Origin of the sequence: Marinomonas algicola (genome assembly GCF_014805825.1) — a bacterium.
In the GTDB taxonomy this organism is placed as follows: domain Bacteria; phylum Pseudomonadota; class Gammaproteobacteria; order Pseudomonadales; family Marinomonadaceae; genus Marinomonas; species Marinomonas algicola.
This window is the reverse complement of record NZ_CP061941.1, coordinates 3,720,905-3,735,542: the sequence shown is the minus strand read 5'-3', so window position 1 is coordinate 3,735,542 and position 14,638 is coordinate 3,720,905. Positions and strand designations below refer to the sequence as shown.

14 protein-coding genes are annotated in these 14,638 nt (G+C 41.7%); 8 read left to right on the top strand and 6 right to left on the bottom strand.

Translation table 11 applies throughout. The annotated features are described in order from the left end of the window. Nucleotides 1-298: 298 nt before the first annotated feature. The 3 genes from IEZ33_RS17035 to IEZ33_RS17025 form a co-directional block, all read right to left on the bottom strand. A complete protein-coding gene (locus tag IEZ33_RS17035; protein ID WP_191601205.1) occupies nucleotides 299-1,672 on the bottom strand; it encodes a PepSY-associated TM helix domain-containing protein in 1,374 nt (457 codons plus the stop codon). A 153-nt stretch (nucleotides 1,673-1,825) separates the two neighbouring features. Then, on the bottom strand, nucleotides 1,826-2,278 hold the full coding sequence (locus IEZ33_RS17030) for a DUF2946 domain-containing protein (RefSeq protein ID WP_191601204.1): 453 nt from the start codon (nucleotides 2,276-2,278) through the stop codon (nucleotides 1,826-1,828). Nucleotides 2,279-2,410: 132 nt separating this feature from the next. Further along, nucleotides 2,411-3,028, bottom strand: a complete 618-nt coding sequence (locus IEZ33_RS17025) for a LysE family translocator (RefSeq protein ID WP_191601203.1) — start codon at nucleotides 3,026-3,028, stop codon at nucleotides 2,411-2,413. Between the two features lie 252 nt (nucleotides 3,029-3,280). Here IEZ33_RS17025 and rimK point away from each other — a divergent pair, with 252 nt between their 5' ends. Further along, nucleotides 3,281-4,186: a 30S ribosomal protein S6--L-glutamate ligase gene (gene rimK, locus IEZ33_RS17020; protein ID WP_191601202.1), complete on the top strand. Its 906-nt coding sequence runs from the start codon at nucleotides 3,281-3,283 to the stop codon at nucleotides 4,184-4,186. Between the two features lie 31 nt (nucleotides 4,187-4,217). Continuing rightward, nucleotides 4,218-4,643 carry an ATP-dependent zinc protease family protein gene (locus IEZ33_RS17015; RefSeq protein WP_191601201.1) on the top strand — a complete coding sequence of 142 codons (426 nt, stop codon included), beginning with the start codon at nucleotides 4,218-4,220 and terminating at the stop codon, nucleotides 4,641-4,643. A 234-nt stretch (nucleotides 4,644-4,877) separates the two neighbouring features. Here the strand turns inward: IEZ33_RS17015 and IEZ33_RS17010 are convergent, their stop codons facing one another. Then, a complete protein-coding gene (locus IEZ33_RS17010) occupies nucleotides 4,878-5,162 on the bottom strand; it encodes a hypothetical protein (protein ID WP_191601200.1) in 285 nt (94 codons plus the stop codon). Between the two features lie 592 nt (nucleotides 5,163-5,754). Here IEZ33_RS17010 and IEZ33_RS17005 point away from each other — a divergent pair. The 4 genes from IEZ33_RS17005 to IEZ33_RS16990 all read left to right on the top strand — a co-directional run bounded on the left by IEZ33_RS17005 (nucleotide 5,755) and on the right by IEZ33_RS16990 (nucleotide 8,833). After that, nucleotides 5,755-6,969, top strand: a complete 1,215-nt coding sequence (locus IEZ33_RS17005) for an MFS transporter (protein ID WP_191601199.1) — start codon at nucleotides 5,755-5,757, stop codon at nucleotides 6,967-6,969. 174 nt (nucleotides 6,970-7,143) lie between these two features. Then, nucleotides 7,144-8,022: a carboxylate/amino acid/amine transporter gene (locus tag IEZ33_RS17000; RefSeq protein WP_191601198.1), complete on the top strand. Its 879-nt coding sequence runs from the start codon at nucleotides 7,144-7,146 to the stop codon at nucleotides 8,020-8,022. 94 nt (nucleotides 8,023-8,116) lie between these two features. Continuing rightward, complete coding sequence (locus IEZ33_RS16995) at nucleotides 8,117-8,413, top strand: YkgJ family cysteine cluster protein (protein ID WP_191601197.1); 297 nt, start codon at nucleotides 8,117-8,119, stop codon at nucleotides 8,411-8,413. Between the two features lie 69 nt (nucleotides 8,414-8,482). Next, nucleotides 8,483-8,833 carry a Fis family transcriptional regulator gene (locus IEZ33_RS16990; RefSeq protein ID WP_191601196.1) on the top strand — a complete coding sequence of 117 codons (351 nt, stop codon included), beginning with the start codon at nucleotides 8,483-8,485 and terminating at the stop codon, nucleotides 8,831-8,833. A 323-nt stretch (nucleotides 8,834-9,156) separates the two neighbouring features. On the opposite strand, the gene rhaI is transcribed toward IEZ33_RS16990, so the two are convergent. Together rhaI and IEZ33_RS16980 are read right to left on the bottom strand one after the other, a co-directional pair. After that, on the bottom strand, nucleotides 9,157-10,449 hold the full coding sequence (rhaI, locus tag IEZ33_RS16985) for an L-rhamnose catabolism isomerase (protein ID WP_191601195.1): 1,293 nt from the start codon (nucleotides 10,447-10,449) through the stop codon (nucleotides 9,157-9,159). 23 nt (nucleotides 10,450-10,472) lie between these two features. After that, nucleotides 10,473-12,566: a bifunctional rhamnulose-1-phosphate aldolase/short-chain dehydrogenase gene (locus tag IEZ33_RS16980; protein ID WP_191601194.1), complete on the bottom strand. Its 2,094-nt coding sequence runs from the start codon at nucleotides 12,564-12,566 to the stop codon at nucleotides 10,473-10,475. 196 nt (nucleotides 12,567-12,762) lie between these two features. Here IEZ33_RS16980 and IEZ33_RS16975 point away from each other — a divergent pair, with 196 nt between their 5' ends. Further along, nucleotides 12,763-13,545 (top strand): DeoR/GlpR family DNA-binding transcription regulator, encoded by a 783-nt coding sequence (locus IEZ33_RS16975; RefSeq protein WP_191601193.1) that lies wholly within the window; start codon nucleotides 12,763-12,765, stop codon nucleotides 13,543-13,545. A gap of 68 nt (nucleotides 13,546-13,613) precedes the next feature. Next, the gene (gene rhaS, locus IEZ33_RS16970) at nucleotides 13,614-14,609 is read left to right on the top strand and encodes a rhamnose ABC transporter substrate-binding protein (protein WP_191601192.1); all 996 of its coding nucleotides are present in this window, start codon (nucleotides 13,614-13,616) and stop codon (nucleotides 14,607-14,609) included. Nucleotides 14,610-14,638: the final 29 nt, after the last annotated feature.

Genomic DNA, 14,638 nt, shown 5'->3' with positions numbered 1-14,638 from the left:
TTTATTGGATTTATGACCGCCGTTGCAGTAACGAAAGCCACTCTTATGTTTGTTAACGACTTTTTAGTTTATAGACCATCACGTAATCACCAATTGTCGTACCAATAGAGCCATGCCCGCCAATACTAGGAACGCCCATTTTATCGGTAGTTTGAGCGGTGTCATATCTTCAATGGTCCCATTTTTAGGCCGTTAAACGGCAGTATGTCCGCTCAACAGGACCGTTTTTTCAAAAGGGAAAGAGCGAACATACCCGACAGTTATATGGGCCATGTTTTGTTACACATTACCCATAGGGTTAATGTGATAATGGCTTCCAGCGCCATGCATCAATTATCAGAAAAACAAGTAAGCTGACGCCCATCACAGGTAAACAAATACTAAGAAATAGGGCGATGACGACAGAGGTAACCTTTCCAAAAGCTGTCATCTTACTCCACGCTTGCATTAAGGGTTTTGCTGTTTGTCCGGCGGCTGGGCGACGCATCCACCACATTTTATAGCCCCAGAGGATCATCAAGCATAGGGATAAGCCAAAGACAGTTAATACTATTTGATTGGCCACTCCGAACAAAATCCCCATGTGAGCATCAATTCCCCAGCGAATGAGTTTGGCCACGATAGGAAAGGTTTCAAAGTCTGAACGGCTGATGACGGTCATATTGCGTGGATCTACCGCGACACTGTCGACTTGAGAAGGCCAAGAGCGATCAATCTCACGAACAAACCACGCCTTATCAGCGCTCTTTGGTGGCTTGATTTCCAGTTTAGCGGCATCGATTCCGGCCGCTCTTGCAGAGGCCAATACTTGATCAAATAATTGATCATTCTCAACAGGGGGTTGAGACTCTGTAGCGTGTCCAGAATGATGATTGTGCTCGGCGTGTTCATCCATGGTGACTTTTTCAGCGGTTAACGAAAGTGAAACGGAAGGGGTAACCCAGCCAAGTACTTTACGCACTTCGCTAATGTTGCCACCAGCCCATTTTGACCAAGTTAATCCTGTGGCAGAAACAAAAAGTAAGCCGATAAAAATGACCAAGCCCAATTGACCATGACGTCTACGTTTTGCTAAAAGAGCGGTACGAGAAGCAAATTCAGCCTTGTTTTTCTTGCCGCCTTTTATCCATAAGAACACCCCGCCTAAAGCGGCAAACCATAACCATGACGCCGCTAATTCACTGTAATAACGACCAAACTCTCCGAGTAATAATTGACGGTGTAAGTAATCAATCGTCGTGCGAAAGGGTAAAATACCGCTGGTACCATAAACGGCCAAATTGCCTTTTAACTCTAGTGTCACTGGATCTATGAAAAGGGCTCTTGCACCGGATAGTCCTGCGGTAGGGTCAAGAAACATGATGCGTGTTGTATCCCCTTGCTCAGGGGCTGGACGAACCGCAAAGAGTTTCAGTTCTGTTTCAAGGTTTGACTTTGCGGCCGCTATTTGTGCCGTAAGTGTTTTGTATTCGCCAGTCGTTTGAGTCGTCAAGGCATCTTTATAAATCGCACTCTCTAACTGAGGGGTAATAATATATAAAACACCTGTCAGAGCCGCAACGAAGATAAAAGGCCCAACAAAAAGGCCGACGTAAAAATGCAAACGAGTAATCAGTTGTAACAAGGCGTTGGACGAAGAGTCCGTTTTTTTGAGGTTATGTTGTGTAGACATGAAAATTCTCAACCATAGAAAATAGACTAAAAAGCAACCCAAGCGCATTTGCTAAAGGGTGTCTCTAGTCGCGTATTTTCGAGTAATAAAGCACCACTTCATTTCGTAAAGAAGTAAAAGAAGTGGAGAGTAAACCGTGTAAATTTGTATTGATTAAATAGGTTGAGGAGGCGCGCGAGGTCTGAGTGGAGTATATCGAGATGGGATGCTTGCGGTTAATGTCGCCAGTTGCAAAATAGGGTAACTGGGTTTAGCCAAAGCAATGAGCTCAAACGGTTTTACGTCTATCCAATTGAGATGGAAAAGTAATGAACAATAGCCACAGGTTTCAAATAAATTAATTTGTGACCTAGAGCCGAACGTTATCTGCGGCTCATCTAAAGCGAAAGCTCGCTCAGAGTAATGATGGTGGTCATGACCAACAGCAATGTAGCTTTTGGTTTTATGAGACTGGAGATGAGACGAATCAAAAGAATAAGGATTAACTAAAGACGAGCAAATTTGCCAAAAGAAAGGCGCGAAATAAATGAGTAAAACCGAGCATAGACTAATTAAGACGGATTTTTCTGTCTTACTTTGCTGAATACTATGAAAGCGGAATGTCACCTTTTAGAACGTCCGTATATAAGAGATAAGAAGACTATTGAGCGCCAATTATAGGGAATGAACAAAAGAATACCTAGTGAAAAATGCAAAAGGCCTTATTTTTTATAAGGATATATCAGGCCTTTGATCATGTCACTTTTGCTCTGTTAAAGCGAGTTTCAATCCGAGTAGCGCAAAACTGCCTGCGAAAATACGCTGTAACATCGTGCTTATTTTTTCGGAATGTATAATGTAATGCCGAACTCGAGTGGCTAAAATACCGTAAAGAATAAATACCAGAAAGGTCATTAGCATAAAAATCGAACCGAGAAGGAGCATATTGACTGTTGGATTTAATGCGTTATTTGGGATAAATTGAGGTAAAAAGGCTAAAAAGAAAGCCGTTAACTTTGGATTTAGAATATTGATTAAAAATCCTTTAAAAGCCACCTGATAAAGGCTTTTCTGCACACCATTTTCTTTAATGATCAATGCTCCAGTTGATTTTAGCATGGACCATGCTAAGTACAATAAATAAGCCACACCAACGAATTTCATTATTTGGAACGCCTGTGCGCTGGTATTCAGTACAACGGCCAGACCTAAAATACTGGCAATGAGAGAGGGGACTATCCCGATAGTACAGCCTAACGCCGCAAAAAGACTGGATTTCTTGCCACCAAATAAACTGGCTGAAATAGTATATAAAACACCGGTTCCTGGCATGAGAACCAGCACCAAAGACGTCATTAAAAACTCTGAGCTAATCATAACGTTATCCTATTTCTATTTTAGACAGTAATGGTTACACGACTTTGACCGCGGTCACAAGCCAGATCTGTGCGACACCTTTTAATTAACAATTAACAATTAACAATTAACAATTAACAATTAAAAATCTGATTTAGCGTATGTTATGAAGAGATTGTGCTTTACTTAAAGATACGTTCACTTTACCTTGTGCGGACATTGGCGCCTGCCAGTTTCCTTTACTTTTTTAAGTCTCACTACCCGGAAAATATAATGAAGATTGCTGTCTTATCAAGAAATGAAAACCTATATTCCACTCGACGTCTTAAAGAAGCGGGCGAAGCTCGAGGCCATCAGGTCGATATTATTGACACCTTACATTGTTATATGGATATTTCTAAAAGTCGACCAACCGTGCGCTATCATGGGGAAGAATTACCTTATTATGATGCTGTGATTCCACGTATCGGCGCGTCCATCACTTTTTATGGTACGGCGGTTGTTCGTCAATTTGAGATGATGGGGACGTTTTGTGTTAATGAATCGGTTGCTATCAGTCGCTCACGAGATAAGTTAAGAGCATTACAATTGTTGTCTCGTAAAGATGTTGGTTTGCCAAGAACGGGCTTTGCTAATAAACCGGACAATATTAAAGATTTGATTAAAAATGTTGGTGGCGCTCCTGTCGTTATTAAATTGTTAGAAGGTACCCAAGGTATTGGTGTTGTGCTAGCCGATACCGACAAAGCGGCCGAAAGTATCATTGAAGCGTTTATGGGATTAAAAGCCAATATTCTTGTGCAAGAGTTTATTGAAGAAGCCAGTGGTGCTGATATTCGTTGCTTTGTTGTTGGTGGAAAAGTTGTGGCCGCGATGAAACGTCAAGGGGCAGAAGGCGAGTTCCGTTCTAACTTACATCGAGGAGGAACGGCTAAGCTTGTGCGATTGAGCAAAGAAGAACGCGCTACGGCTGTTAATGCCGCCAAAGTGATGGGTCTAAATATCTGTGGAGTGGATATCTTACAATCCAAAAATGGGCCGGTTGTTATGGAAGTTAACTCGTCACCCGGGTTAGAAGGGATTGAAGTAGCAACAGGTAAAGATGTGGGTGATTTAATCATTGAATTCATCGAGGCAAATGCCAAGCCAAATAATACTAAAACAAAAGGTAAAGGCTAATTTCTTTTTCATATTTTAGGGTAGATATGCCATGAGCGAAAAGTTAATTGTGGGTAGCCTTGAGACCTGTGCTTTGCCAGATCTTGGCATAACAGATTTACAAGTTAGGGTAGATACGGGGGCGAAAACCTCTTCTTTGCATGTGGATAATGTTAAAAAATTTACTAAAGAAGGGAAAACTTGGGTAAAATTTGATATTCACCCTGATGTATACAACGTTGAGACTGTCATTCACTGTGAATCGGCATTACATGATATCCGCAGTATTAAATCCTCAAATGGTAATTCCGAAAAACGCTTTGTGATTAAGACGCCTCTAAAAATGGGTGATCGCATCTGGCCGATTGAAGTGACCTTAACCAACCGAGCCGATATGACCTATCTTATGCTGCTTGGAAGAGAAGGAATGAAGGACCATATTTTAGTGGATCCTTCGAAAACCTTTTTACTGGATTAACCTCAGGGACTGAACGTTAGGTCTACATTCTTTATCAAAATAGTTTATGCATTAGCAAGTCAGGGTGTTTATTGAGTCACAGTAAATACGCTGACTTTTTTTCGTTTAAGGTAAAATGGTTACGCCAAATAAAACGGTGTTTTATCTAAATAAGGTCAATAAATAGACAAAAAAAAGCCAGAACGAGTCTGGCTTAAAAAAGGAACCTTGGAAAAGGGAGAACTAAGCGATCAATTAGTTCGCGAAATGCGCGGCATTAAAGATCGTTTGCAATTCTTCATGTTTATCGCTGTAAGCTTCGGCTTTTTTGGCAAATGTATTCGCACCTTCTAGATTTACTTCAGCGTTGTATTCAATGCCTTTCGCATCAAGTGTATTGGATAGTGCTTCTACACTTGAGATGTTATTACGATACGTTTCGTAAGCGGAATCATCAGAAGAGCCCGTTGCGGCAAAAGCAGAAGTAGCGATAGCAGAAGAAGTCAAAAGAGCCAATGTTGCTTTAGTTAATGTGTTCATAATACATCTCCAGAACTGTTTAAATTTAATAAGTTTGTGAACCGCTGTTGCGTTTCGATGGAGTGATTATTGCCTAAGTTTTATTGTAAAAATAGTCTTTGGGTATGGCTTCCGCGGTTGTTACTTTATTTTGGTTTTATTCACACCAATTAAGAATTTAAAGGATGAAATGTGCAGGGAAGGCTGTATTTTACGCACATTTATTGACAGTAGCTTTGTGTGTTTTTTGATTCATTTACCTCAATTTCAGCGGGCGGCTTACTTCGTTTGCTGTGGCATGAGTTTTTTTGTGATAAATCATCGTTTTGAATTAGACAATTAAGTATTTCTATAATCAAATTTTATTTCCCTGTTATAGATTGAAAAACGTGGTTTCAAAAAGGAAAACTGAGCTCTGCTTTTTAATTTTATGCATTGAGGAATCCCCTGTGATTTCTGATGGCGCTAAATTATCATTCTACCGGTTTGATTTTGATCGAAATCACAGGCTTTAACGTGCTAGTCTTGCGCTTCTGACTATGACTTTTCATGCCTCGTCTCTGGGGGTGATTTAATTGATGATTCTCTATCTTGGTATGTATAAGGACAGAATATGTCGACCCCAGTAAAACTGGTTAGTTTCACCATTGCGTTTGCTTGTATTCTATTAGCGCTGAATTTTGGTTTGCGTTCTTCTATGGGCTTTTTTATGGCTCCTATTTCCGCAGAGTTCCAGTATGGGCGTGAAGTGTTTGCCTTCTCTTTAGCGTTGCAAAATTTATGTTGGGGGCTATTTCAGCCTATTGCAGGCGCATTTTCTGATCGGTATGGTACGGTAAAAACAGTTGTCATTGGTTCCTTGGTATATGCATTTGGCTTATTTGTCACGGCCAATGCGGAAGGCGTATTTGGACTTCATGTCGGCGCAGGTCTATTAATGGGAATGGGCATTGCGGCTACTGGCTTTGGGGTTGTTTTACCGGCCATTGCAAAAATGGTGAGTGTCGAAAAACGGGCGTTTGCTCTTGGTTTAGGGTCGGCGGCAGGCTCGGCCGGACAATTGTTAGTCATTCCAGTTGCCCAGAGTTTTATTGCCAGCTACGGCTGGAGCAATGCTTTATTGTTAATGGCGGTATCTGCGTTACTTATGGTGTTGTTAGCCTCGGCGTTTAGGGGCGCTCAGGCAGAACAACAGGTACATGAAAACGCCGACACTCAAACTATGTCAGAAGCACTAAGAGAAGCGAGTCAGCATGCTCACTATTGGTGGCTCGTGATTGGTTTTTTTGTATGTGGTTTTCAATTGGCGTTTATTACAGTGCATATGCCCGCTTATTTAACAGATCAAGGTTTTAATGAAACGGTTGCCGTAGCCAGTTTATCGTTAATTGGTTTGTTTAATATTTTTGGCTGTTTATTATCGGGCTCTTGGTCTGGTAAATATTCTAAAAAAATGCTGCTGACCTATATTTATGCTCTTAGAGCCATTTCCATTGCGGCTTTTATGCTGTTGCCTATGACGGCAATGAATGTGTACGTTTTTTCTATCATAACGGGCTTGTTATGGTTGGCAACAGTCCCTCCCACGTCTGGACTGGTTGCTCAAATGTTTGGGCTTAAATACATGGGGACCTTGTATGGTATTGTGTTTTTAAGCCATCAATTGGGCTCTTTTAGTGGTGTTTGGCTAGGCGGTTATCTCTATGATGCCACAGGATCCTATGATGTTGTTTGGTGGATGGCCTGCATCATTGCCATGTTAACGGCAGCCATTCATATTCTAATTGATGAACGACCTGTTGCTCGTATTCGTGCCAAGCTGGCATGAGAAAAATGACATACTAAGCTGTGTGATGATAGGCGTTGAGCGAGGTGATACCAATGCGAAGCTGTTATTATTGGGTCATTAGTAAACCTATTTTATATTTTAAGTAAACTAATGTACCTGTCCTAGATTAGCAGGTACACTTTGCGAAATTTTACTAAAATGGAATGGGTTATCATGTTAATACTGGTTGCTGTCACTTTTTTATGGGCGTTTTCTTTTAGTCTAATCGGGGTCTATTTAGCTGGACAAGTTGATGCCTGGTTCTCTGTGTTAATGCGCGTTTCACTCGCGACCCTTGTTTTCTTGCCTTTCTTAAAATTACGTCAAATTGAACTCAAAATCGCTTTAAAGCTAATGGTATGTGGTGCTTTCCAGCTGGGGATTATGTACGGTTTTTATTATCAGTCCTTTTTATATTTGTCGGTACCTGAAGTCTTACTCTTTACGGTGATGACGCCAATTTATATTACGTTACTAAATGATTTGCTGGATCGTCGATTAAATATTGGCTTTATTATCAGTGCCTTACTTGCGGTTGTTGGTGCGATATCTATTCGTTATCAGGGGATTGATGAAGGATTTGTCAAAGGCTTTCTTATCGTACAAGGGGCCAATATTTGCTTTGCTGCGGGTCAGGTTGGATACAAAAGAGTGATTGCGAAAGAGCGTCCAGACTTACCGCAAAGAACGGTCTTTGGTTGGTTTTTTATTGGCGCTTTGGCGGTTGTCATTCCCTGCTATCTCGCCTTAGGCAACCCTGAAAAGCTGCCTTCTACAAACTTCCAATGGGTTGTCTTAACTTACCTTGGTATTGTTGCTTCCGGTTTAGGGTATTTTGCTTGGAACAAAGGCGCAACACTTGTCAATGTGGGCGCGTTGGCGGTCGCTAATAATTTATTAATTCCTGCCGGTATTTTAGTTAACGTCATTTTTTGGAATCGTGATGCGGACATTCTTCGTCTCGGAATGGGTGCGTCAATTATTCTACTCGCACTTGTGATCAACGATAAGTTTAATCAGACAACAGATAAGGCTCGGGGCGTCACGACTTAAACCTGGCATATTAAGTTAGAATAGATTGATGCATTTATCCCTTTTATGACACTGCATAAGATAAAATGCGCCCTTAATTACATTGGTGATGGTTATGAGCATTCAAATCAAAGACGTATCGGATGGTGAAATTACTTGCTCAAACTGTCAAGCCTGCTGTTGTCGCCTAGAAGTGATGATAATTACTGACACTGGCGTTCCTGAAAAGCACATTGCTTTTGATGAGTGGGGGGGGGAAACCATGTTGCGTCTAGAGGATGGCTGGTGTTCCGCTTTAGACCGCGACACGTTGATGTGTTCCATTTACGAGAATCGTCCTTGGATTTGTCGAGAATTTGAAATGAGCTCCTATGAGTGTCGAACAGAAAGAAAGTCACAAGGATTAGATTAGAGTATTTTGTGCCGATCAAATGGACTGTGTTACTAAGCCTGTTCATTAGGATTGAAGAGAGGAGACATAATGAGAAAGACAGATAAAAAGCGAGAAAATCAAATTAGAATGGCATTAACTGAAGTGTGTGAGGCGTCGCTAAAATCCTTCTCCGGTTTTCAATGGCTAACACACCTTGTCGATTATTCACATTTTCCGAATAGTTTAAACGTTGTCTGCATATTTGATACAAACGATCACCTTGATCGTTTTATGGTGACTCAGCAGCAAGAACTAGCGCATTTAATCCAGAAAAAACTCTTTGAAATCGACGTTGTCTTAAAGAAAATAGACAGTCATATTACCTATGACACGGAAGAAAAATGTCAGCAATACCATAATGGTAAATGGGCAGAAAGGCTTAAGACCAGCGATTATTGATTGAATGCTCCAGTGGAAACCCAAAAGTAAATGAGAGCTTCTTGTAAGAAAAATTTTGAAGATGTTGATGAAACGTAAAAAAGCGGATGGATGTTATTAACTCTACAAAAAACCAAACGATTTAAAAAAACAATTTAGTCTAAAAAGGAATCTTTGAAAAGTAGGAAGGTTATTCGTTGATCTAATTAGTTAGCGAAATGAGCGGCATTAAAGGCCGTTTGGCGTTCTTGGGGTTTATCGTGGTAAGCATCGGCTTTTTTTAATTGAGTTAATAAGGCTCAAAAAACTCAGCAAAATACTGAGCTTTTTGAGGGGGTAATAGACTATATAATGCCCGACCCAGTATTATTTGGATCGGCAGGGCGAGCTTTCGCCACGGTGGCACGATAATTACTGGCTCGGTAGCAGCTGACAGGGTCGATGGCGCCACCTGTTTGTAAACGAGCTATTTGCAAGATAGGCTCAACATCGAGGTTATAAGCTTGTTTCAAGCTGGACTGAGCCATCATAGGGTCGTTTGCTTCTTGATATTCGGTGAGAGCAGAACGGTTTACCAAAAGGCTTTTTATAAAGGCACGTTGAACTTCTGCGGCACTGTACATTAAACTTTCTATAGGGTCCGTAACGTTGTGTGATTGGTCCAACATATAGAACGGGCTGTAAGATGAATCTTGGGCTCGAATGTCTGTAAGTTCATTAAAGATGAGAAATAACTGATAAGGATTGATAGAGCCGCTGTCTAAGTCATCATCACCATACTTACTATCATTAAAATGGAAACCACCAAGTTTTCCGAATTGAGCTAAACGGCTAACAATCATTTCAATGTTAACGTTAGGCGCATGATGACCTAGATCGACGAGTGATAAGCAACGTTCGCCTGTCTCTTTAGCGGCAAGGTAGCTGCTTCCCCAATCTTGTATCACTGTTGAATAGAAGGCCGGTTCGAAAATTTTGTGTTCGAGTAACATATTCCAATCATCTGGCAATGAGGCATAAACTTCTTTAATGCTATCTATATAATGAGAAAAACTGTTTTTGAAGTGCTGTTGCCCTGGGAAATTGGAACCATCACCTACCCACACGGTTAGCGCTTTTGAGCCTAATTTCTCTCCGAGTTCGACCACTTCAATATTATGGGCAATTGCTTGTTCTCGAATGGCTTTAGACGTATGGGTTAAGCTACCAAATTTATATGAAGCTTCCTGACCGACTTGATCCTGGAAGGTATTGGAATTCATCGCATCGAAATGCAGACCATATTGTTCCGCATACTGGCGTAGCTCATTGGGGTCTTTTGGTTTGTCCCAGGGAATATGCAACGACACAGCCGGAGTTGCTTGAGAAAGTTGCTGAATGACTGAACAATCATCCAGTTTTTCAAAAATATTGCGTGGTTCCCCTTTTCCTGGGAAGCGGGCAAAACGAGTACCTCCTGTCCCCACTCCCCAAGACGGTACCGCAATAGTAAAGTCTTTGGCTTGCTCTAATATATCGGCAATGTTAATACCTGCACGATCCAGTTTCTCTCCGAGAGCTTGATAGTCGCTGTTCACTCCAGTTTCATGGATAGCGTTTTGGTTTTGTAATAAATCTTGATCAATAAGTTGAGTCATGTTTGTTACCTATATTGTTCTTGTTATCGAGTAAAAGAAGGCGCATGTCCTGCATCCACATTGAGGATGTTGCCTGTTGACTTAGATGATAGATCTGAAGCAAAAAAGTAGATTGCTTCGGCAATGTCTTCCGGAAATACGTTTAATTTCAACATACTACGTTGACGGTAATGTTCTTCTAGATCATCAGTAGACATTTTATAAGCGCTAGCTCGTTCTTCTTTCCATTTCCCCGTCCAAATTTTTGAACCACGCAAAACGGCGTCAGGGTTGACTACATTGGAACGAATACCTAGCGGCGCACCTTCCAGAGCAACACAGCGAGCCAATTGAATCTCTGCTGCTTTGGCGACACAGTATGCACTGGCATTAGCCGATGCGACGAGACCATTTTTACTGGCAACGAACACCATAGTTCCCCCCATTTCTTGCTTTTTAAGTAAAGCAAAGGCTTCACGAGCAACGAGGAAATAACCCGTAGACAAAATCTCTTGATTCTTATTCCAGAGTGCTAAAGAAGTATCTTCAATTGGTGCAGAAGAGGCAATCCCTGCGTTGGAAATAACGATGTCTACTCCTCCAAATGCGAGGGCACAATGATGAATTGCATTGCACACATCGGTCTCGTTAGTGACGTCCATTTTGATGCTCGACACAGAGTCGTTACCGTATTTTTTTGCTATTTTTTCATGGGCATTTTGCAAGGCTTCCGTATCAATGTCCAATAGAACAATGTTGGCTCCTTCTTGTGCCATACGACGTGCCGTGGCTAAGCCAATACCACCCGCGCCACCCGTTACTACAGCAATACGTCCCGCTAAAGATTTAGGTTTAGGCATGCGTTGTAGTTTAGCTTCTTCTAACAACCAGTATTCGATACCGAAAGCTTCTTGCTCGGGTAAACCTATGTATTCACTGACAGTGTCGGCACCACGCATCACATTGATGGCATTGACATAAAATTCTCCAGCAATGCGAGCCGTCGCTTTGTCTTTAGCAAATGACAGCATCCCAACCCCTGGAATGAGGTAAATGACGGCGTTAGGATCGCGTAGTGCTGGACTATTTTCTCTCTTGCAGCGGTCGTAGTAGGCGCGATAATCTTTTCGATACTCTTCTAGTGCGTCATTAAGAGAGGCAATTACTTCATCCAAGTTGTCTGTTTCCGGATTGTAATTCACTACGAAGGGACGAATCTTTGTGCGTAGGAAATGGTCAGGACAAGATGTGCCTAATTGTGCCAAACGTTCAAGGTCATGGGAGTTTACAAATTGCATGACTTCTTCTGATTGGTTGAAGTGGCCAATTTGACGTTGAGTTAAACTGGTTTTTCCACGAATAATCGGCATGAGTTGAGCGGCAACTTGAGCGCGTTTACTTGCGGGTAGAGAGGTGTGTTTTTCACCTCCGAAAATGGTCTTACCCGTGCTGTTTTTTTCTAACCATGCCTGTGCTTTATTGATGACTTCTAGAGACAATAAGTAGCAATCTTTACAGTCATCTGCCCAAGTAAATAAGCCGTGATTTTCTAACACCACACCTTTTAAGTGAGGGTTTTCAGTGGCTATTTTGTGAAGATCTTGGCCTAGCTGAAAGCCTGGACGACGCCAAGGTAACCAACCAATGTCCTTTCCGAAAATTTCTTCAGTCAATTCACGACTGTTTTTGCTTGCCGCAATGGCAATGACAGAGTCAGGATGTAAATGATCCGCGTGCTTATAAGGAAGGTAGGCGTGAAGTGGCGTATCAATACTGGCCGCCCGTGCGTTTAAATTAAACGTACAATGAGGTAGGTAACCAACCATTTCATCTTCAAATTCAAGGCCTCGATATAAAGGAAGTAGGGCGTTAAGTTTTTCCATGTATAAGGTGGCAAAACCATCAAGACCCATAGAACCAATGTCGCCGCCAGAGCCTTTTACCCAGAGGACATCGACTTGGTTACCTGACAGAGGGTCTGTCATTTGTATTTTTGCGGAGGTGTTGCCTCCACCATAATTGGTCACTCTCATATCAGAACCAAGCAAGTTTGATCGATATTGAAGTTTTTCAGGCTCCGTCATGGACTCTGCGGTGGCATTGTCCCAACGGTTTGGAATGGCGCTACTGTTAGACATTGTTAACCTCTGTGTGTCTCACAATCCTTAATTAGGATTAGGAGAAAATTATTTTATATTTGTTATGAGCAATCAGCGGGTTAGAATGATTGATAGCAAATATACTAGATCATATTCAATCATTTTCAAACATTTTATTTCAAAAAGTGCTTGAAGATGATTGAAAAACAATTATATTAAACTGTGAGGATTATTTATGCACGAGATTGAGAGGCATAGAGTGATCTTGTCTGAAGTGGATTCGCGTCCTGTTGTAACTGTCTCTTCCTTGGTAGAAATGCTAGGAGCGTCAGAAGCAACAGTTCGTAGGGACATTGCATTGTTAGACAAGAAAGGTTTGTTAAGAAGAGTACGAGGTGGAGCGGAATCGCTTAATCCTCCTTCAGATGCAAGCTTAGTTGGACGGCCTTACTCTGTGAGTCAAACTCTGAACACAGATGTAAAGCGTAGTATCGCTAAAGCCGCGACGGATCTTTTGACAGATAAAATGTCCATTATGATCAGCGGAGGAACGACTACTTCAGCTATGGCTGAACACATGCGCAATATGAAGCTGCAGGTGTTTACTAACTCATTCGTTATTGCTGATCAATTAGTGAAGAAGAGCAAATGCAGTGTGACAGTGCCAAGCGGTAAAATCCATCGGGAGCAAAATATTATCCTGAGCCCTTACCCGACTGATATAACGACTCACATTTTTGCAGATATGCTGTTCATCAGTGCTTATGGTGTTAATTCTCATGGTGTGATGGAGACGGATCCACAGATTGTACAAGCGGTAATGAAATTTATTAATCGAGCAGATCAGCGGGTGCTTTTGGTTGATAGTACTAAGTTTCAAAACCGATCAAGTATGATCATTTGTCCCTTGTCACACATAGATATCGTGATCACAGATGACGGTATTGATAACAAGAGTAAAGATATGATTGAGACGGCAGGCTGTCGCTTAATCATTGCAGGACAACAAAAACAATAATATGCGGCTCAGATCCACAATATTGCCTTAAGCAACCGTTGGTGATGGACGCACTCTTGGAGATAATAATGAAAAGTACTCTAGTAAAATCACTGGTTCTAGCTTGTTCTACATTAGTCGCATCACATTCGTTTGCAGCTGATGAAGTACGTGTTGCTTTATTAGTTAAAGCCTTGGGTATTGGTTTCTTTGAAGCCGCGCATCGTGGTGCTGAAGAGGCTAAGAAAGAACTCGGTGATGTTGAAATTATTTATACGGGCCCAACGTCCACTACGGCAGAAGGTCAAATTGAAATCATCAATTCCTTGATCGCACAGCGTGTCGACGCCATTGCGGTGTCTGCCAATGATACCGATGCCCTTGTTCCTTCCCTTAAAAAAGCTCAACAACGAGGTATTAAAGTCATTTCTTGGGATTCAGGTGTGGGTAAAAAGGGTCGTCAAGTGCATCTTAATCCTTCTAGCAACCGTTTGATTGGGCGTATGAACGTCAAATTGGCAGCGGATGCCGTTGTTCAAAAAGGTAAGTCCTCTGGCACTTTTGCTATCTTAAGTGCAACCCCTACATCGACCAATCAAAACATTTGGATTGATGAAATGAAAAAATCCCTGCCTGAGTTTTCAAACCTGAAACTGGTTGATACTGTATATGGTGACGATTTAGCTGATAAGAGCTTTCGTGAAGCCGTCGCATTGATTAAAAATCACCCTGATCTAGACGTTATTGTTGCTCCAACAACCGTAGGGATTCTAGCCGCAGCACAAGCGGTGACAGACCTTGGGTTAGTTGGCAAAGTATTTGTTACAGGCTTAGGGTTACCTTCGGAGTTAGCTGGTCATGTTCATAGCGGAGCTGTACACAATTTTGCTATCTGGAACCCTATCGACTTAGGTTATTCTGCCACTATGGTGGCGTACAATTTGGTTAAAGGAAATCACACTAAAACCGCTGTACCAATGGGTCGTATGGGTGAATTAAAACTGGATGAAAGTGGAGACGGTGCTATGTCTGATCCTTTTGTTTACGATGCCTCTAATGTGGATGCATTTTCTTCTGTTTTCTAAGCCGTAAATTCATTGGGAGAGGTGAGTGA